Below are 18,651 nucleotides of genomic sequence, written 5' to 3' on the forward strand. Positions count from 1 at the left end.
CGGTACCTCCGCAATTCACGGCAGCCCGCCCCCTGGTCGACCAGGGGGCGGGCTGCCGTCGTCCTATCAGGCACCGTCCTATCAGGCACCGTCCTGCTCGGCACCGTCCGGTCCGCGGAGGAGCGTGCCCGCCTGGGATCATGCCTGGACGAGTCCCCGACCTCTGGAGCAGCAGATGGCCTACTTCGAACGGATCGGTCCGGCCGCGTTCCGGCCGACCCACCACGTCGGCGGCGCCTGGAACCCGCAGGAGCAGCACATCGCGCCCGCGCTGGGGCTGCTGGTCCACGCCGTCGAATGCGACCGGGATGCCCGCCGCGACGACGGACTGGTCGTCGCCCGCCTGTCCTACGACATCCTCGGCACCGTCCCGGTCGACACGGTCGAGACCACCGTGACGGTCCTGCGTCCCGGGCGCACCATCGAGCTCGTCGAGGCCGTCCTCACGCACGACGGTCGCGCCGCGGTCCGGCTGCGGGCCTGGCTGATGCAACCTCGTCCCACCCCCGCGCTGGAGGCGACGTCGCTGCCGCGGATCGACCCGCCCGAGGCCATGGAGCCGTGGGACGCCTCGACGGTGTGGCCGGGCGGGTTCATCGCCTCCACCGAGGTCCGTCGCGCCCAGCTCGAGCCGGGCCGGGCGGCGTACTGGGTGCGCACGCCGCTCCCCCTGGTGCTCGACGAGAAGGTCAGCGCGCCGGCCGGTGCCGCCGGTCTGTTCGACATCGCCAACGGCATGACCGTGCGGGTGTCCCCGAAAGACGTCGCCTTCCCCAACGTCGACCTCACCGCCCACCTGTTCACCGAACCCCGCGGTGACTGGCTCGGCTTCGACACCACCGTCTCGTTCGGTCCCGACGGTCTCGGCCTGACGAGTAGCGTCCTCTACGACACCCGCGGTCCCGTGGGCACCGTGTCCCAGATCCTCACCGTCCGTCCGAACTGACCGTCGCGCCGGCGGGGCGCACGCGCGACGGACACGGTCAGGCGCCGACGTAGGCCGCGAGGTGCTCGCCGGTGAGGGTGGACCGCGCGGCGACGAGGTCGGCGGGGGTGCCCTCGAAGACGATCCGGCCACCGTCGTGGCCGGCGCCGGGACCGAGGTCGATGATCCAGTCGGCGTGCGCCATGACCGCCTGGTGGTGCTCGATGACGATGACGGACTTGCCGGCGTCGACCAATCCGTCGAGCAGCCCGAGCAGCTGCTCGACGTCGGCGAGGTGCAGACCGGTCGTCGGTTCGTCGAGGACGTAGACGCCGCCCTTCTCGGCCATCCGGGTCGCCAGCTTGAGCCGCTGGCGTTCACCGCCGGACAGCGTGCTCAGCGGCTGGCCGAGGCTGAGGTAGCCGAGCCCCACGTCGGCGAGCCGCTGCAGGATCTTGTGCGCCGCCGGGATCCGTGTCTCGCCCGCGCCGAAGAACCCCTCGGCCTCGGCCACCGGCATCGCGAGCACGTCCGCGATGCTGCGCCCGCCGAACGTGAACTCCAGCACCGCGGCCTGGAACCGCTTCCCCTCGCATTCCTCGCAGGTGGATTCGACGGTGGCCATCACTCCCAGGTCGGTGTAGATGACCCCGGCGCCGTTGCACGTCGGGCACGCGCCCTCGGAGTTGGCGCTGAACAACGCCGGCTTCACGCCGTTGGCCTTCGCGAACGCCTTCCGGATCGGATCGAGCAGCCCGGTGTACGTCGCCGGATTGCTCCGCCGCGAACCCCTGATGGCCCCTTGGTCGACCGTGACCACGCCCTCGCGCCCGGCCACCGACCCGTCGATCAGCGAGCTCTTCCCGGAGCCCGCCACGCCGGTGAGGACGACCAGCACGCCGAGGGGGATGTCCACGTCGACGTTCTGCAGGTTGTGCGTGTCGGCGCCGCGCACCTCGAGCACACCCGACGGGGTCCGCACAGCGGGCTTCACCGATGCGCGGTCGTCCAGGTGCCGCCCGGTGAGCGTGCCACTGGTGCGCAGTCCCTCGACGGTGCCCTCGAACACCACCTCGCCACCGTCGGTGCCGGCGCCCGGTCCGAGGTCGACGACGTGGTCGGCGATCGCGATCGCCTCCGGCTTGTGCTCGACGACGAGCACGGTGTTGCCCTTGTCGCGCAGCTGCAGCAACAGGTCGTTCATCCGGGCGATGTCGTGCGGGTGCAGTCCGATGGTGGGCTCGTCGAAGACGTACGTGACGTCGGTGAGGGAGGAACCGAGATGTCGGATCATCTTGGTGCGCTGGGCTTCTCCGCCGGACAACGTGCCCGCCGGCCGGTCGAGGGAGAGGTAGCCCAACCCGATCTCCGCGAACGCGTCGAGAAGGTGCTGCAGCCCGGTCAGCAGCGGAGCCACCGACGGTTCGTCCAGGCTGCGGACCCAGTCGGCCAGGTCACTGATCTGCATGGCGCAGACATCGGCGATGTTCCTGCCGTCGATCTTCGAGGACAGGGCCTCCTCGGCGAGCCGGGTACCGCCGCAGGCGGGGCAGGTGGAGAAGGTCACGGCCCGTTCCACGAACGCCCGGATGTGCGGCTGGAGGGCATCGACGTCCTTGGACAGCATCGACTTCTGGATCTTCGGGATCAGCCCCTCGTACGTCAGGTTGATCCCGTCGACCTTGATCTTGGTCGGTTCCCTGTGGAGCAGGTCGTGCAGTTCCCGCTTGGTGTACTTGCGGATCGGCTTGCCCGGGTCGAAGAATCCGCAGCCCCGGTAGATCCGGCCGTACCAGCCGTCCATGCTGTACCCGGGAATCGTGAGTGCACCCTCGTCGAGCGAGAGGTTCTCGTCGTACAACGCGGACAGGTCGAAGTCGGTGACCGAGCCCATCCCCTCGCAGCGCGGGCACATGCCGCCGAGCCGGTGGAAGGTCGCCTTCTCGGTCTTCGTCCTGCCGGCGCCGCGCTCGACCGTGATCGCACCGCTGGCTTTCACCGAGGGGACGTTGAACGAGTACGCGTTGGGGGAACCGATGTGCGGTTGCCCCAGCCGGCTGAAGAGGATGCGCAGCATCGCGTGCGCGTCGGTGGCGGTGCCGACGGTGGAGCGGGGATTGGAACCCATCCGCTCCTGGTCGACGATGATCGCCGTCGTCAGTCCTTCGAGCAGGTCGACGTCGGGACGCGCCAGGGTCGGCATGAAGCCCTGCACGAAGGCGCTGTAGGTCTCGTTGATCAGCCGTTGCGACTCCGCGGCGATCGTGCCGAACACCAGCGAGCTCTTGCCCGAGCCGGAGACGCCGGTGAACACCGTCAACCGGCGCTTCGGGATCTCGACGCTGACGTCGTGGAGGTTGTTCACCCGCGCACCGTGGACGCGAATCAGGTCGTGGCTGTCGGCAACGTGCGGCGCGTGCGACCGCGTGTCCGTCTTCGTGGCCATGCTCATCGGGTCTCCATCTGCCGGGAGGGGAAAAGCTCGGGTCAACGGTGACGTCATGGCGGTCAGGCTAGTTGCGGCTCCGCGGCTCCCGCTTCTCGATTCCTGATCGGTCTGGTCACCGTCTTCGCGACACACGACGGCATCCCCGCCGCCGCGTGCGCCGCCTGACGCCGGTAGATGCTGGGTGGCACACCGACCAGCTCGGTGAAGCGGGTGCTGAAGGTGCCCAGCGACGAGCAGCCCACCGCGAAGCACACCTCGGTGACACTCAGATCGCCGCGACGCAGCAGTGCCATCGCGCGTTCGATGCGCCGCGTCATCAGGTACGCGTACGGCGACTCCCCGTACGCCGCCCGGAACTGCCGGCTGAGGTGCCCCGCCGACATGTGCACCCCGCGGGCGAGCGCCTCGACGTCCAGCGGCTGGGCGTACTCCCGGTCGATGCGGTCGCGGACGCGGCGCAGCCGCGCGAGATCGCGCAGCCGCTGCGCGTCAGCAGGTCCCCCGGTCACGTACGCGATCGTGCCACGTGGCAACGGAGTTGCCCAGCGCTTCCGGCGTGCCACGCGTGGACGGCGAGTTCGTCGACGAAGCGGTATCGGCCGCGCGACGGCGAGGAACGGACTCGCGCTCGGCGGATCGATCAGGAATCGAGAAGCGCGGGACACGGAGACGCTCCTAACCTGCTCGTCATGGACATCACCATTCACACGAGCTTCCTGCCGCACGACGACCCGGACGCCTCCCTCGCCTTCTACCGCGACGTCCTCGGCTTCGAGGTCCGCAACGACGTCGGGCAGGGCAAGATGCGCTGGATCACGGTGGGCCCCGCCGGTCAGCCCGACACGTCCATCCTCCTGGCGCCGCCGGCCGTCGACCCGGGCATCACCGACGACGAGCGCCGCACCATCGCCGAGATGATGGCCAAGGGCACCTACGGCTGGATCCTGCTGGCCACCCGGGATCTCGACGCCACGTTCGAGAAGGTGCAGGCCGGCGACACCGAGGTCGTCCAGGAGCCGACCGAGCAGCCGTACGGCATCCGCGACTGTGCCTTCCGCGACCCGGCGGGCAATCTGGTGCGGATCCAGGAGCTTCGCTGAGCCCTACGTCGGACACTGCCGCCGGCGGACGGCACACCGTCGACCGTTCCTCGCTGCCACCGGTGCCGCGGTGCACTCCCGGTGTCGCCGCGGCGCCGGCACGGTACTGACCTGCGTCACTTCTGGGTTGTGACGAGACATTCCGGACGGCAGTGGAATTCGGAACTCCGGCTCGGATGGGCTCGCGGGGTGTCCCGCGAGCACGGAGAATGCGGGAGCGTAAGACGACGGCAGCGGTCGCTGCACCTCCTACCCTGGGTCAGGCACTGCCCGGGCCGGCGGTTGCCGGTTCCACGTGGATGAAGGTCTCGGTGTGCGGCAGCACCGCGTCGATCGCCGCCTCGATGCGGTCGGCCATGTCGTGAGCGGTCCGCACGGTCCAGTCCCCGGGCACGGTCACGACGACGAACACCTGACGTTGCCGCCCGGATTCGACGGTACGCAGCGGCGCGAACTCGACCGGGCACTCGGCGCGGAACCGGTCCAGCACGGCATTGACCTGGTCCTGCTCGTGCTGGGGGAGGGCGGCGCTGAGGAGGCCGCTGACCGAGCCGCGCAGCAGCCGGTACCCGGTCCACAGGATGTTGACGCCCACGGCGAGCGCCACGATCGGGTCCAGAGGCTCCCAGCCGGTGACGGCGACCAGCGCGATGCCGACGATCACCCCGGCGGAGGTCCACACGTCGGTCAGCAGATGCTTGCCGTCCGCGACGAGTGTGATCGAGCGGTGCGTGCGTCCCACGCGCAGCAGGGTGAGGCCGACGCCGAGGTTGATCACCGAGGCGACGGTCGACAGTGCCAGTCCGAGCCCGGGCTGGACGAGCGGAACCGGGCTGATCAGGCGTTCGATCGCGGTCCAGATGATGGCGGTGGCGGCGACGAAGATCATCGCGCCCTCGACCAGGGCGGAGACGTACTCGGCCTTGCCGTGGCCGAAGTGGTGGCTCGCGTCCGGGGGGCGGGCCGCCACCCGCAGCGCGATCAGCGCCACCACCGCGGCGACGAGGTTGACACCCGATTCGAGGGCATCGGAGAGGAAGCCGACCGAGCCGGTCGACCACGCGGCGCTCGCCTTGAGGACGATGGTGACCACCGCGGCGGCCAGCGAGAGCAGCATGAAACGGAACAGCAGGCGGTCCTGCTGCTGTCGCGACTCGGGCACCGACGTCGTCATCCGACTCCTCCCGCTCGATCGGTCTCCTTGTCTGTGGAGCGCGCGGTGGGCGCAGGACGCGCCCGGGCAGGTGTTCCCGGGGCGCGGGAACACCTGCGTCGGGTCCGGTGTGTCAGGCGGCCGTCGTGGCGTCGAGCAGCGCCTGACGCTGGTTGGCGCCGAGGCCTCCGATGCGGCGGGTGTCCGGGATCGACAGCTGCTCGAGGAGCTTGGCGGCCTTGACCGCGCCGACGCCGGGCAGCGCCTTGATCAGGGCGGAGACCTTCGTCTTCTTCACGACCTCGTCGGTCTCGGCCTTCTCGAGCACGGCCGGGACGTCGATCTCTCCGGCCTTGACGGCGGCGAGCAGTTCGCTGCGGGCCTTGCGCACTTCGGCCGCCTTGGCGAGTGCGGCGGTGCGCTGTTCGTCGGTGAGAACGGGTGCTGGCATGACGGCCCCCTGTGTTGTCCGATGGTGAGCGGCCCCGGGCGAGGCTGCCGCGGCTGATGCTGCCAGGTCGGACCGACATTCGTCGGTTCGGCACGCGGAGACGGCGGTTCGTGGCGCGGATCTGCCCGATTCCGGCACACGCCCTGCGACTACGCTGTCAGCGGTTCACGACCGGCGGGACGGAGCAGACGATGAGCGCGGCGAAGGCGACTTCGGTCGGGACCGGCAACGGTCGGCAGGCGATCCTCGACTCCGCGCTGCGGAACATGACCGAGCGCGGGTACCACGGCACCTCGATGCGCGACATCGCCCGCGACGCCGACATCACCGTCGCCTCGATCTACCACCACTTCAAGTCCGAGCAGGAGATTCTGCAGGACATCATGACCCGGGCGCTGCACGATGCGATCGCCATGACCCGGGGGCGCTGCTGCGGCCGGGTGGTTCGCCGGACGCGCAGTTGCAGGCGCTGGTGCGCGCGTGGGTCATGTTCCACACCGCCCGGCAACTCGATGCGCTGGTCGGTGCGACGGAGCTGCGCAGCCTGAACGAGGCCGGTCGCCGGCTCGCCGTCGCCGACCTCGATCCCGGCGCCCCGGCCGGCCACCTCCGCGGTCGCCTCGCCGAGTACAGGCCCCCGCACCGGATCGTGGTCAGTGGCGACATGCCCCGGACACCGGCCGGCACGCTGGTTCCGCGAGTTGCTCGGAGAGCTCGAACAGCTCGGCGCAGAGCTTCGGCGCCATCATGTGGTCGAGGAGCACCAGCAGGGGCACCGCGAGTGCCCGTACCGTTCTGGTCAACATGGGAATGTCCTTCCGGTGCCGCGGGTTCGGGTCACCGATAGACCAGGCCGCCGTCGATCAACCCGGACTGCCCGGTCATGTAGTCGGAGTCCGGGCCCGCCAGGTAGGAGACGTAGGCCGCGACGTCCTCCGGTGTCTGCGCCCGGCCGAGCGCGATGCCGCCGACGAACTTCTCGAACGTCGCCCCCTTCGGCGCCCCGGTCAGCGCCGAGAAGCGTTCGTCGATGGTGACCCACATGTCGGTGCCGACGACGCCGGGGCAGTAGGCGTTGACGGTGATCCCGTCGGAGGCGTACTCCTTGGCCGCCGCCTGCGTGAGCGCCCGGACGGCGAACTTGGTCGCGGAGTACACCCCGAGCATCGCGAAGCCCTCGTGACCGGCGATCGAGGACGCGTTGACGATCTTGCCGCCGTGCCCGCGCTCGCGGAACTTGGCGGCGGCGACCTGGATGCCCCACAGCACGCCTTCGACGTTGACCGCCATGATCCGCGACACCTCCTCGGGCGTCACGTCGGCGATCGGGTTGACCTGGGCGATGCCGGCGTTGTTGACGATGATGTCGAACCCGCCCAGTTCGGCCTCCGTCCGGTCGACGGCGGCCCGGATCTGCTCGCGGTCGGTCACATCGGCAACGACGGAAATCGCCTTCGAGCCGGCCGCCCGCACCTCGTCCTCGACCGCGGCGAGCTTGCCGCCGTCGACATCGAGCAGTGCGACGGCCGCACCGTCGGATGCCAGTCGCAGCGCGATCGCCCGTCCGATGCCCTGTCCGGCCCCGGTGACCAGCGCGACCTTGCCTTCGATGCTCATGCCGACTCCCGTTCGTAGTGATCTGTGTCACTCGAAGGCAATCAGTGTGGCACGCGGCGCTCAAGCGTTGCAATGCGCTGCATCGGGCGCGATGCCCGCGCCGGTAGGGTCGGATCCGGACGGACGGAGGAGCCATGAGTACGCTGCAGACGCTCGATCGTGGTCTGCGCGCGCTCGACCTCATCTCCCGGTCACCCGCCGGAATCACGGTCGCGGACCTCGCCAAGGAGCTCGAGATCGCGCGGGCGATCTGCTACCGGATCGTCGCCACGCTCGAAACCCACTCGCTCGTCGTGCGGGCCGACGACGGCCGGATCCGGCTCGGCGCCGGTGCCGCCGTCCTTTCGTCGCGGTTCGTGCCGCAGTTCCAGCACGCGGCCGGCCCGGTGCTGCACGACCTGGCCGAGCGCACGCAGGCGACGGCCTTCGTCTCCGCCGCGCACGGGAACGAGTGCATCGTCATCCTCGTCGCGGAGCCGGAGGGAGCGCTCCTGCACGTGGGCTACCGGGTGGGCAACCGGCACCCGCTCGACCGCGGTGCGGCCGGGATCGCGATCCTCGCGCTGCGGCCCGAGGACGCCCGCGACCCCGACGCGGTGAAGCAGGCCCGGGAGCTCGGCTACAGCGTCACCCGTGGGCAGCTCGAACGCGGCGCCGTGGGTGTCGCTGCCGGGGTGCGCGCGCCCCGGGGGGCCGGTCTCGAATGCAGCGTCGGGGTGGTGGCCATCGCCGGTCTCGACGTCGACGCCGCGGCGCTCGCCGTCCAGGACGCGGCAGCGCGCCTGAGCGTTCTGCTCACCGACTGATACCCCCGCTGCCGGGCACGAGTCCGGGAATCGACGGTACTCCGGTGCACATCGAACGCGGGGCGGGAGAAAGAACGGCCGGGATGCCTTCGACTCCCTGCCCCTTTCAACGTATATCGCGCACGGGGCCTTGCCGCAAGGCCCCCGTCGTGCTGCAGAATCGCCAGTCGAAGCCGGGACCTGTGGAAAGTGGGGATTCGCAGGTGTGACCGGACGTGATCCCGGGGGAGTCGCGCCGCCGGTGGGGATCTGCGGGCGCGGGACGCCGGGCGGGCCGCCGGCCTGCGTGGAGGGGTGGCCGAAATTCAACCAGTGAACGGGGTTTTCATGATCGATGTGATCGTCGTCGGCGGTGGACCGACCGGCTTGATGTTGGCCTCCGAGTTGCGGCTGCACGGCGTGCGCACGCTCGTGCTCGAGAAGGCGACCGCACCGAGCGGGCAGTCGCGCGGGCAGGGTCTGCACGCGCGCAGCGTCGAGATGATGGACCAGCGCGGCCTGCTGGACCGGTTCCTCGCCGTCAGCGAGAAGTTCCGGGTCGGCGGTCTTTTCGGTGGAATCGTCAAGCCCTGGCCGGACCGGCTGGACACGGCGCACCCGTACGGCCTCGCCACTCCGCAGCCGGTCACCGAACGGTTGCTCGACGAGCGTGCCCTCGAACTCGGTGCCGAGATCCGGCGCGGCTGCGAGGTGGTCGGGCTGAGCCAGGACGATCACGGGGTGACGGTCGAATCGGCCGACGGCGCTCGGCTGCGCTCGCGGTACCTCGTCGGCTGCGACGGCGGCCGCAGCACGGTGCGCAAGCTGCTCGGCGTGGGCTTTCCCGGTGAGCCCAGCAGGGTCGAGACGCTGCTGGGGGAGATGAGGATGACCGAGGACCCGGCGACGGTGGCCGCCGTCGTCGCGGAAGTCCGTAAGACCCAGCTGCGGTTCGGCGCCGCACCGCTCGGGGACGGGATGTACCGCGTCGTCGTGCCCGCCGACGGGGTGAGCGAGGACCGGGCGGCCGCACCGACCCTCGGGGAGTTCACGCAGCAGCTGCGGGCGATCGCCGGCACCGACTTCGGTGCGCACTCGCCGCGCTGGCTCTCCCGCTTCGGTGACGCCACCCGGCAGGCCGAGCGTTACCGGGTCGGCCGGGTGCTGCTGGCCGGCGACGCCGCGCACATCCATCCGCCGACCGGCGGGCAAGGACTCAACCTCGGCATCCAGGACGCGTTCAACCTCGGCTGGAAACTGGCTGCGGCAGTGGACGGCTGGGCGCCGGCGGGGCTGCTGGACAGCTACCACGCCGAGCGGCACCCGGTGGGGGCGCGCGTGCTGGCGAACACCCGTGCGCAGATCGCGCTGATGGGAACCGATCCGGGCGCGACCGCGCTGCGGGAACTGTTCTCGGAGCTGATGGACCTCGAGGAGGTGAACCGGCACATCACCGGGATGATCACCGCGGTCGGGGTCCGCTACGACTTCGGTGCGGGGCACGATCTGCTCGGCCGGCGGATGCGGGATGTGGGGCTGAAGCGAGGCCGTCTCTACGAACTCATGCACGGCGGCCGGGGGCTGCTGCTCGATCAGACCGGCCGGTTGTCGGTGGCGGGCTGGGCCGACCGCGTCGACCACATCGTCGACGTCAGCGAGGAACTGGACGTGCCCGCGGTGCTGCTGCGACCCGACGGCCACGTCGCGTGGGTCGGCGACGATCAGCAGGATCTGCTCGGCCGGCTGTCCGAGTGGTTCGGAGCCGCCGTCGGCTGAGGCGCGATCGGGGCCGTTCCGGCCGAGCGGGTGTTTCCTCGGGACGTCCGGTTCCGGCATCGGGTGCAGGTGGAGTCGGCCGGGCGGACCCCCGATGTGGAGCCCCGGCGAATGTGACCGGATCTCGAGCTTGACCTGATCTGTGACGCCCCTTACTCTGCTGCTTGTCCGTATATAGGACGAAACTGTTCGATAAAAGTAACAGTGCAGGTGGAGAGGTTTTCGGTGTCAGCATGAGTGCATCAGTTCCGTCGGCGGCGTGTCCCGTCGATCACGCGGCCCTGACCGGCGGCTGCCCGGTGTCGGCGAACGCCGCGGCGTTCGATCCGTTCGGGCCCGCGTACCAGGCCGATCCGGCCGAGTCGCTGCGCTGGTCCCGCGACGAGGAGCCGGTGTTCTACAGCCCCGAACTCGGCTACTGGGTGGTCACCCGCTACGAGGATGTGAAGGCGGTGTTCCGCGACAACCTCGTGTTCTCACCGGCCATCGCCCTCGAGAAGATCACCCCGGTCTCCGAGGAGGCCACCGCCACCCTCGCCCGCTACGACTACGCCATGGCCCGGACCCTCGTGAACGAGGACGAGCCCGCCCACATGCCGCGCCGCCGCGCACTCATGGACCCGTTCACCCCGAAGGAACTGGCGCACCACGAGGCGATGGTGCGACGGCTCACGCGCGAATACGTCGACCGCTTCGTCGAATCCGGCAAGGCCGACCTGGTGGACGAGATGCTGTGGGAGGTACCGCTCACCGTCGCCCTGCACTTCCTCGGCGTGCCGGAGGAGGACATGGCGACGATGCGCAAGTACTCGATCGCCCACACCGTGAACACCTGGGGCCGCCCCGCGCCCGAGGAGCAGGTCGCCGTCGCCGAGGCGGTCGGCAGGTTCTGGCAGTACGCGGGCACGGTGCTCGAGAAGATGCGCCAGGACCCGTCGGGGCACGGCTGGATGCCCTACGGGATCCGCATGCAGCAGCAGATGCCGGACGTCGTCACCGACTCCTACCTGCACTCGATGATGATGGCCGGCATCGTCGCCGCGCACGAGACCACGGCCAACGCGTCCGCGAACGCGTTCAAGCTGCTGCTCGAGAACCGCCCGGTGTGGGAGGAGATCTGCGCGGATCCGTCGCTGATCCCCAACGCCGTCGAGGAGTGCCTGCGCCACTCGGGATCGGTCGCGGCGTGGCGACGGGTGGCCACCACCGACACCCGCATCGGCGACGTCGACATCCCCGCCGGCGCAAAGCTGCTCGTCGTCAACGCGTCCGCCAACCACGACGAGCGGCACTTCGATCGTCCCGACGAGTTCGACATCCGGCGCCCGAACTCGAGCGACCACCTCACCTTCGGGTACGGCAGCCATCAGTGCATGGGCAAGAACCTGGCCCGCATGGAGATGCAGATCTTCCTCGAGGAACTGACCACGCGGCTTCCCCACATGGAACTCGTACCCGATCAGGAGTTCACCTACCTGCCGAACACCTCGTTCCGCGGTCCCGATCACGTGTGGGTGCAGTGGGATCCGCAGGCGAACCCCGAGCGCACCGACCCGGCCGTGCTGCAACGGCAGCATCCCGTCACCATCGGCGAGCCCTCCACCCGGTCGGTGTCACGCACCGTCACCGTCGAGCGCCTGGACCGGATCGCCGACGACGTGCTGCGCGTCGTCCTACGGGCTCCTGCAGGAAATGCGTTGCCCGCGTGGACTCCTGGCGCCCACATCGATGTCGACCTCGGTGCGCTGTCGCGGCAGTACTCCCTGTGCGGTGCGCCCGACGCGCCCACCTACGAGATCGCCGTTCTGCTGGACCCCGAGAGCCGCGGTGGCTCGCGCTACGTCCACGAACAGCTCCGGGTGGGGGGATCGCTCCGGATTCGCGGGCCCCGGAACCACTTCGCGCTCGACCCCGACGCCGAGCACTACGTGTTCGTGGCCGGCGGCATCGGCATCACCCCCGTCCTGGCCATGGCCGACCACGCCCGCGGCCGGGGGTGGAGCTACGAACTGCACTACTGCGGCCGGAACCGTTCCGGGATGGCCTATCTCGAGCGGGTCGCCGGGCACGGGGACCGCGCCGCCCTGCACGTCTCGGCGGAAGGCACCCGGGTCGACCTCGCCGCCCTCCTCGCGACGCCGGTGTCCGGCACCCAGATCTACGCGTGCGGGCCCGGACGGCTGCTCGCCGGACTCGAGGACGCGAGCCGGCACTGGCCCGACGGTGCGCTGCACGTCGAGCACTTCACCTCGTCCCTCACGGCACTCGACCCGGACGTCGAGCACGCCTTCGACCTCGACCTGCGCGACTCGGGACTCACCGTGCGGGTCGAGCCCACCCAGACCGTCCTCGACGCGTTGCGCGCCAACAACATCGACGTGCCCAGCGACTGCGAGGAAGGCCTCTGCGGCTCCTGCGAGGTCACCGTCCTCGAAGGCGAGGTCGACCACCGCGACACCGTGCTCACCAAGGCCGAGCGGGCGGCGAACCGGCAGATGATGACCTGCTGCTCGCGTGCCTGCGGCGACCGACTGACCCTCCGACTCTGACTCACCCGATCCGAAAGGGACCCGCCATGGGATCCACGCTCGACCCGATCGCCGTGCGCACCGCGCCGGACGCGCCACGCAGCAGCTTCAAGCGGGTCCTCACCGGCAGCATGGCCGGGGCCGTGCTCGAGTGGTACGACTTCGCCATCTACGGCATCCTCGCCGCCACCGTCCTCGGACCTCTGTTCTTCCCCGGATCCGACGGCATCACCAAATTGCTGCTCGCCCTCGCCACCCAGGGGCTCGGCTTCATCGCCCGGCCGCTCGGCGGCATCGTCTTCGGTCATCTCGGTGACCGGTTCGGCCGCAAACCGATGCTCGTCATCACGTTCGTGATGCTCGGTACGGCCACCGCGTCGATCGGGCTGCTGCCGACCTACGAACAGATCGGCATCTGGGCGACGGTCCTGCTCGTCGCGCTGCGCATGATCCAGGGTTTCGCGCTCGGCGGTGAATTCGGTGCGGCGGTGCTGCTGGTGAGCGAGTACGGCGAGCCCAAGCGTCGCGGCTTCTGGGCGTCGTGGCCGCAGGCGGGCGCGCCGTCGGGGACCGTGCTCGCCGCCGTGGTCGTCTCGACCCTGGTGCTGCTGCTTCCGGCCGACGCGTTCGACGCATGGGGCTGGCGGATCGCATTCCTGTTCGCCGTTCCCCTCCTCGTCATCGGCTTCTGGATCCGGCACGGCGTCGAGGAGTCCCCGGTCTTCCGGGCGGCGCAGGCCGCCGCGGCGGACCGCCCCGAGCCCCGGTCGAGCATCGTCGAAGCGCTGTCCCGTCCGCGCCCGGTGCTGATCGGCATCGGCATGCGGCTCGGCGAGAACATCGCGTTCTACGTGTACACGATCTTCGTCATCGCGTACGCCACCACCTATCACGGCTTCGCCCGGGGCGACGTGATGCTGGCCGTGACCTTCGCGTCGGTGTTCCAGTTCGTCGGCATGATCGGTGGCGGCCGCTGGTCCGACCGGGTCGGCCGCCGCGTCGCGATGCTCGTCCCCGCCGTGGTGCTCGTGGTGTGGGCGCCCGTGTTCTTCTGGCTCGTGCAGATGCAGAGCGTGCCGATGCTGTGGGTGGGGGTCTGCGTCGGCGCCTTCTTCCACGGCGCTCTCGCCGGTCCCGAGGCCGCCTGGATCACCGAGCTGTTCCCGACCCGGTACCGGTATGCCGGATCCTCGCTGGTGTTCCAGGGCTCGTCCATCATCGCCGGTGCGCCCGCGCCTTTCATCGCCGTCTGGCTCGTCGACCGGTTCGGGGTCGGGACCGTCGTCGCGTATCTGGTGGTGACCATGATGATCACCGTCGTCGCGGTGCTGAGCAGCCGCGAGACCAAGGGCGTCGATCTCGACCGCATCGAGTGACCGGCCGCCGCTGCCGGGCCGCGGAGGCCCGGCAACGGCACTGCCGGTTACCCCGTCCGGACGGCCGTCCCGCGGTACGGTCGGACCGGAGGTGATCGACACATGGAAGAGATCGCGAAGATCGTCGGTATTGCTTTCGTCTACATCGTCGTCGCAGAGGTGATCATCGGAACGCTCGCCCTGCTGATCATTTCGACGATCAGTCCGCACTTTCTGCAACGCAAGCCGAAGTACGGCGCGACGGGACCGCGGTACGGGGCCACTAGCCCCACCCCAGCTCGTGCAGACGAGCATCCTCGATTCCGAAGTAGTGAGCGATCTCGTGAATGACCGTCACCGCGACCTCGTGCACCACGTCGTCGTCGGAGTCGCAGATGTCGAGAATCGCGTCGCGGTAGATGGTCACGGTGTCCGGTAGCGCCCCCGCATAGTGGCTGTCGCGCTCGGTGAGCGCGATCCCGTGGTAGAGCCCGAGCAGGTCGGGCTCTTCCTCGTTTCTGGGCTCGACCAGCACCACGACGTTGTCGATGGCCCGCGCGAGTTCCGGGGGGATCAGATCCAGGGCCTCGCCGACGAGTTCCTCGAACCGCTCGTCGCCCATTCGTGCCCTCACCTCAGGAGCCCGGCACGGGACCTGCGCCCGGCAGCGGGGTCGGCAGTGAGCGGCCCTCGGGCGCGGCGGGCGGCGGCACCGGCGGCTGGCCGTCGATGAGGATGTCGCCCTTGGCCGTGCCGGTGACCGACGCGAATCCGCCGCCCTCGACCTGCTTGCCCACCGAGCAGTTGACCTTGCGGCTGCCCGCGAGCCAGCTGTCGAAGTCGAGGTTGTCCCAGAACAGCGTGAGGGTCTTGTTGCGCAGCGCGTCGGGACTGCCCAGGTAGGCGTTGGCGTTCTCGGTGCACGTCCCCTCGAGGTACCGGTCCTGGTCCTCGACGCTGGGCAGACCGCCGGGGAACTGCCCGGACAGGTCCACCACGGAGATCACCTCGAAGGCGTGCGGCTGGGCGCACTCCACCGGATCCGCCGGCACGCCGTTGTTGATGCCGATGCACGTGCCCACGTCCCAGACCTTGGACTGGTCCTGGTCGGCGACCTTGCCCTGGATCGGCAGCAGGTTGCCGGTGGTGGAGGAGAACTGCAGGCCGCAGCGCAGCGTCCGCTCGCCGGCCGCCCAGCCCGCCTCCCCGGGGTTGATCAGGCCCACGCTGAACTTGCCGTGCGGATCGAACCGGCCGTCGAGATAATCCATCGCGGCCGGTGCGCACAGCTCGTCGCGCAGCTCGGTGAAACGCAGCACCGACGGGAAACGCGACCCGGGACCCCACTCGGCGCCCGGATACACGCTCAGATCGATGTCCTCGACCACCTCGAACAGGTGCGACTCGGCGCAGTCCACCTTCGCGAGGTCGCTCGCATCGAGTTCGGTCCAGGTCAGGCAGTCCCCGGCGACCGCAGTGCCGAAGGCCTCGCCGGCCACCGCGCCGGTGGTGACCACGGCACTGGTCGAATCGCCGGGTTCGTCGTCGGACCCGCCGAATCCCGCCACCACCGCCGTGACGACGGCCGCGAGCACCGCGCCCGCGGCGACCAGCATCAGGGCGCGACGGGTCAGCTTCGCGGACGGGGCACGCCGGACCCGCGAGGCGGACGGTGTCGTCCGGTCGGACTGCTGCTCACTCTCCTCGGCCATCACCGTCCATCATGCCTGTGCGCGCCGCCCCGGGTAACTTCGGTGGGCATGACGGAGCCCATCGATCCCGAAGTCCAGGAGATCGCGCAGCGACTGTTCGATGCCGCCCGCGCCGGGCACGTCGAGACCCTCGCCGCCTACATCGACGCCGGAGTGCCGGTGAACCTGTGCAACGAGAAGGGCGACACCCTGCTCATGCTGGCGTCCTACCACGGCCACGCCGACGCGGTGCGGGCCCTGATCGAACGGGGCGCCGACGTCGACCGGCTCAACGACCGCGGGCAGTCGCCCATCGCGGGCGCGGTGTTCAAGGGGGCGATCGACGTCGTGCGGGTGCTCACCGAGGCCGGAGCCGACCCGCACGCCGGGCATCCGAGCGCCGTGGACTCGGCGAAGATGTTCGAACGCGAGGACTGCCTGCAGCTGTGGGCGCAGTAGGCCGGCCTCGGCCCGGGGCGTCGCCGAGTAGGCTGTGACCTCGTGATCGACCTCAAGTTCCTCCGCGAGAATCCCGACGTCGTCCGTGCCTCGCAGCGCACCCGAGGCGAGGACCCCGGTCTCGTCGACGCGCTGCTCGAGGCCGACGCCGCCCGCCGCGCTGCGGTGCTGGCCGGCGACAACATCCGTGCCGAGCAGAAGGCACTGGGCAAGAAGGTCGGGCAGGCCTCCCCGGAGGAACGGCCCGCGCTGCTCGAGGGCGCGAAGGAACTCGCCGCGAACGTCAAGAAGCTCGAGGCCGAGCAGCACGCCGCCGAGGAGGCGCTGGGGCGCGCGCACATGGCGATCTCCAACATCGTGCAGGAGGGCGCTCCCGCGGGCGGGGAGGACGACTTCGTCACTCTCGAGACCGTCGGCGAGCTGCCCACCTTCGACTTCGAACCGAAGGACCATCTGGCCCTCGGGGAGTCCCTCGGGCTGATCGACATGGAACGGGGTGCGAAGGTCTCCGGCGCCCGGTTCTACTTCCTCACCGGTTACGGCGCGCTGCTGCAGCTCGGCATGCTGCAGCTCGCGGCCCAGCGGGCCGTCGCCAACGGCTTCCAGATGATGATCCCCCCGGTGCTCGTGCGCCCGGAGATCATGCAGGGCACCGGCTTTCTCGGTGCCCACGCCGACGAGATCTACCACCTCGCCGACGACGACCTGTACCTCGTCGGCACATCGGAGGTGCCGCTCGCCGGTTACCACTCCGGCGAGATCCTCGACCTGTCGGGCGGCCCGAAGCGGTACGCGGGCTGGTCGTCGTGCTTCCGCCGCGAGGCCGGCAGCTACGGCAAGGACACCCGCGGCATCATCCGGGTCCACCAGTTCGACAAGGTCGAGATGTTCGTCTACTGCAAGCCCGAGGACGCCGTCGCCGAGCACCAGCGGCTGCTCGCGTGGGAGCGCGACATGCTCGCCGCGATCGAGGTGCCGTACCGGGTCATCGACGTCGCCGGCGGCGACCTCGGCTCGTCGGCGGCCCGCAAGTTCGACTGCGAGGCATGGGTGCCCACCCAGGAGCGCTACCGGGAGCTGACCTCCACCTCGAACTGCACCACCTTCCAGGCTCGTCGCCTCGGCGTCCGGTACCGCGACGAGAACGGCAAGCCGCAGATCGCCGCCACCCTCAACGGCACCCTCGCCACCACCCGCTGGCTCGTCGCGATCCTCGAGAACCACCAGCAGGCCGACGGGTCCGTGCGCGTCCCGTCGGCGCTCGTGCCGTTCGTCGGGCGTGAGGTGCTCGAACCGCCCGCGTGAGCCGTCCCCCTGCGTGTGGGTGGTGGTGGTGGCCGAATGTCACATCGCGTCGATCGATCGACGCGATGTGACATTCGGCCACGGAGGGCGGGGCGGGTGGGCTCAGCTGCCCGGGTCGCAGCCGACGGCCACGTACGCGTGCAGGCCCTCCGGATCGTCGCGCAGCAGGTACTCGTAGTCGCTCGTGCCCATCACACTGTCGTTCGCATCCCGGAAGGACCAGCGCACCCGGGCCCGCACGATCTTCTCGGTGACCGGGGAGAGGTCGAGCAACTCGTGCCCCACAGCGGCGAGACCGTGCTCCCGGTAGGTCTGGTTGCTCTGCGCGAGGGCCTCGGTGATCTCCTTCCGGGTCGGCAGCGATCCGGCGAACGAATCGGTGAGGATCGTGCCCGGCTCCCCCCACAGCGCGGCCGAGGCCTCGGCGTCGAACCCGGCGAGTGCCTCCCCGTAGAGGGTGAAGAAGCGGTCCAGTGCGGTGCGTTCCACGCTCATGTTCTTCAGTGTGCAGGTCCGGCGACGGTTGTCAGCGCAGAATCAGGCACGTGGTCGACGCGGTCGCGAGCAACCGGTCGTTCTCGTCGCGGGCCTCCCCGCGGGCGGTCGCGGTGCGACGGCCGCTGTACTCGCAGATGCCGTGCACGCGCACGACGCCGCTGCCCGCCTGGATGCCGCGCAGATACCGCACCTGCAGGTCCAGCGTCGTGTATCCGACACCGGCCTCGAGCGTGCTCGACACGCTGAAGCCCATGGCGGTGTCGAACATCGTCGCGATCACCCCGCCGTGCATGCTGCCCACCGCGTTGGCGTGGAACTCCTGCGGCTCCATGCTCACCTCCACCCAGCCCTCCCGGGCCTCGGTCACCCGGAAGCCGAGGGTGCGCGACGTCGGATGGTGCGGGATGGAGCCGTCGATCAGTCCGCGCAGGAAGTCGAGGCCGTGCATGTCGCGGTTCGCGGCGGACGTCGGGGCGGGGTCGTCCCACGTGTAGGTGCGCTGGCGTTCGGTCACCTGCCGACCGTATCGCGCGGTGACAAACCCGTCCGCGCGTGCCAC

Annotated in this window: 18 protein-coding genes and 1 pseudogene; 9 read left to right on the top strand and 10 right to left on the bottom strand. The window is 70.0% G+C overall.

Features of this window, described 5'->3' with window-relative positions; translation table 11 throughout:
- Window positions 1–175 precede the first annotated feature (175 nt).
- Window positions 176–946, top strand: coding sequence for a thioesterase family protein (locus tag RR3_RS22755; protein WP_072786565.1), 771 nt, complete (start codon window positions 176–178; stop codon window positions 944–946).
- A 37-nt stretch (window positions 947–983) separates the two neighbouring features.
- On the opposite strand, the gene RR3_RS22760 is transcribed toward RR3_RS22755, so the two are convergent.
- The gene (locus tag RR3_RS22760; RefSeq protein ID WP_371851046.1) at window positions 984–3,377 is read right to left on the bottom strand and encodes an ATP-binding cassette domain-containing protein; all 2,394 of its coding nucleotides are present in this window, start codon (window positions 3,375–3,377) and stop codon (window positions 984–986) included.
- Between the two features lie 56 nt (window positions 3,378–3,433).
- The gene (locus RR3_RS22765; RefSeq protein WP_017681142.1) at window positions 3,434–3,883 is read right to left on the bottom strand and encodes a helix-turn-helix transcriptional regulator; all 450 of its coding nucleotides are present in this window, start codon (window positions 3,881–3,883) and stop codon (window positions 3,434–3,436) included.
- Between the two features lie 180 nt (window positions 3,884–4,063).
- Here RR3_RS22765 and RR3_RS22770 point away from each other — a divergent pair, with 180 nt between their 5' ends.
- Window positions 4,064–4,474, top strand: coding sequence for a VOC family protein (locus RR3_RS22770; RefSeq protein ID WP_017681143.1), 411 nt, complete (start codon window positions 4,064–4,066; stop codon window positions 4,472–4,474).
- A 259-nt stretch (window positions 4,475–4,733) separates the two neighbouring features.
- Here the strand turns inward: RR3_RS22770 and RR3_RS22775 are convergent, their stop codons facing one another.
- Both RR3_RS22775 and mihF read right to left on the bottom strand, forming a co-directional pair.
- A complete protein-coding gene (locus tag RR3_RS22775) occupies window positions 4,734–5,648 on the bottom strand; it encodes a cation diffusion facilitator family transporter (RefSeq protein ID WP_017681144.1) in 915 nt (304 codons plus the stop codon).
- Window positions 5,649–5,760: 112 nt separating this feature from the next.
- Window positions 5,761–6,078 (bottom strand): integration host factor, actinobacterial type, encoded by a 318-nt coding sequence (mihF, locus tag RR3_RS22780; RefSeq protein WP_017681145.1) that lies wholly within the window; start codon window positions 6,076–6,078, stop codon window positions 5,761–5,763.
- A 191-nt stretch (window positions 6,079–6,269) separates the two neighbouring features.
- Between mihF and RR3_RS22785 the strand changes: the two are divergent.
- Window positions 6,270–6,655: pseudogene (locus RR3_RS22785) on the top strand (TetR/AcrR family transcriptional regulator); the annotation flags it as partial.
- Window positions 6,656–6,731: 76 nt separating this feature from the next.
- Here RR3_RS22785 and RR3_RS25000 read toward each other — a convergent pair.
- Window positions 6,732–6,884: a hypothetical protein gene (locus tag RR3_RS25000; protein WP_017681148.1), complete on the bottom strand. Its 153-nt coding sequence runs from the start codon at window positions 6,882–6,884 to the stop codon at window positions 6,732–6,734.
- A gap of 31 nt (window positions 6,885–6,915) precedes the next feature.
- On the bottom strand, window positions 6,916–7,695 hold the full coding sequence (locus RR3_RS22790; protein WP_017681149.1) for an acetoin reductase: 780 nt from the start codon (window positions 7,693–7,695) through the stop codon (window positions 6,916–6,918).
- A gap of 134 nt (window positions 7,696–7,829) precedes the next feature.
- Here RR3_RS22790 and RR3_RS22795 point away from each other — a divergent pair, with 134 nt between their 5' ends.
- The 4 genes from RR3_RS22795 (at window position 7,830) to RR3_RS22810 (ending at window position 14,160) form a co-directional block, all read left to right on the top strand.
- Window positions 7,830–8,501: an IclR family transcriptional regulator gene (locus RR3_RS22795; RefSeq protein ID WP_040271453.1), complete on the top strand. Its 672-nt coding sequence runs from the start codon at window positions 7,830–7,832 to the stop codon at window positions 8,499–8,501.
- A 327-nt stretch (window positions 8,502–8,828) separates the two neighbouring features.
- A complete protein-coding gene (gene rox / locus RR3_RS22800) occupies window positions 8,829–10,256 on the top strand; it encodes a rifampin monooxygenase (protein WP_064066195.1) in 1,428 nt (475 codons plus the stop codon).
- Window positions 10,257–10,489: 233 nt separating this feature from the next.
- A complete protein-coding gene (locus RR3_RS22805; RefSeq protein ID WP_064066194.1) occupies window positions 10,490–12,805 on the top strand; it encodes a cytochrome P450/oxidoreductase in 2,316 nt (771 codons plus the stop codon).
- A 26-nt stretch (window positions 12,806–12,831) separates the two neighbouring features.
- Window positions 12,832–14,160 carry an MFS transporter gene (locus RR3_RS22810; protein ID WP_017681153.1) on the top strand — a complete coding sequence of 443 codons (1,329 nt, stop codon included), beginning with the start codon at window positions 12,832–12,834 and terminating at the stop codon, window positions 14,158–14,160.
- A 262-nt stretch (window positions 14,161–14,422) separates the two neighbouring features.
- Here the strand turns inward: RR3_RS22810 and RR3_RS22815 are convergent, their stop codons facing one another.
- Window positions 14,423–14,761 carry a metallopeptidase family protein gene (locus RR3_RS22815; RefSeq protein ID WP_017681155.1) on the bottom strand — a complete coding sequence of 113 codons (339 nt, stop codon included), beginning with the start codon at window positions 14,759–14,761 and terminating at the stop codon, window positions 14,423–14,425.
- 13 nt (window positions 14,762–14,774) lie between these two features.
- Entirely contained in the window at window positions 14,775–15,851 is a 1,077-nt protein-coding gene (locus RR3_RS22820; protein WP_017681156.1) for a septum formation family protein, read from the bottom strand.
- 48 nt (window positions 15,852–15,899) lie between these two features.
- Between RR3_RS22820 and RR3_RS22825 the strand changes: the two genes are divergently transcribed.
- Window positions 15,900–16,289 (top strand): ankyrin repeat domain-containing protein, encoded by a 390-nt coding sequence (locus RR3_RS22825; RefSeq protein ID WP_017681157.1) that lies wholly within the window; start codon window positions 15,900–15,902, stop codon window positions 16,287–16,289.
- A gap of 42 nt (window positions 16,290–16,331) precedes the next feature.
- A complete protein-coding gene (gene serS, locus RR3_RS22830; RefSeq protein WP_010596214.1) occupies window positions 16,332–17,594 on the top strand; it encodes a serine--tRNA ligase in 1,263 nt (420 codons plus the stop codon).
- A 102-nt stretch (window positions 17,595–17,696) separates the two neighbouring features.
- Here serS and RR3_RS22835 read toward each other — a convergent pair whose 3' ends face one another.
- Together RR3_RS22835 and RR3_RS22840 are read right to left on the bottom strand one after the other, a co-directional pair.
- The gene (locus RR3_RS22835; protein WP_072786567.1) at window positions 17,697–18,089 is read right to left on the bottom strand and encodes a DUF6841 family protein; all 393 of its coding nucleotides are present in this window, start codon (window positions 18,087–18,089) and stop codon (window positions 17,697–17,699) included.
- Window positions 18,090–18,120: 31 nt separating this feature from the next.
- Window positions 18,121–18,540: a PaaI family thioesterase gene (locus RR3_RS22840; protein WP_371851047.1), complete on the bottom strand. Its 420-nt coding sequence runs from the start codon at window positions 18,538–18,540 to the stop codon at window positions 18,121–18,123.
- Between the last annotated feature and the right edge of the window lie 111 nt (window positions 18,541–18,651).

Origin of the sequence: Rhodococcus ruber NBRC 15591 (assembly GCF_001894945.1) — a bacterium.
Lineage (GTDB): Bacteria > Actinomycetota > Actinomycetes > Mycobacteriales > Mycobacteriaceae > Rhodococcus > Rhodococcus ruber.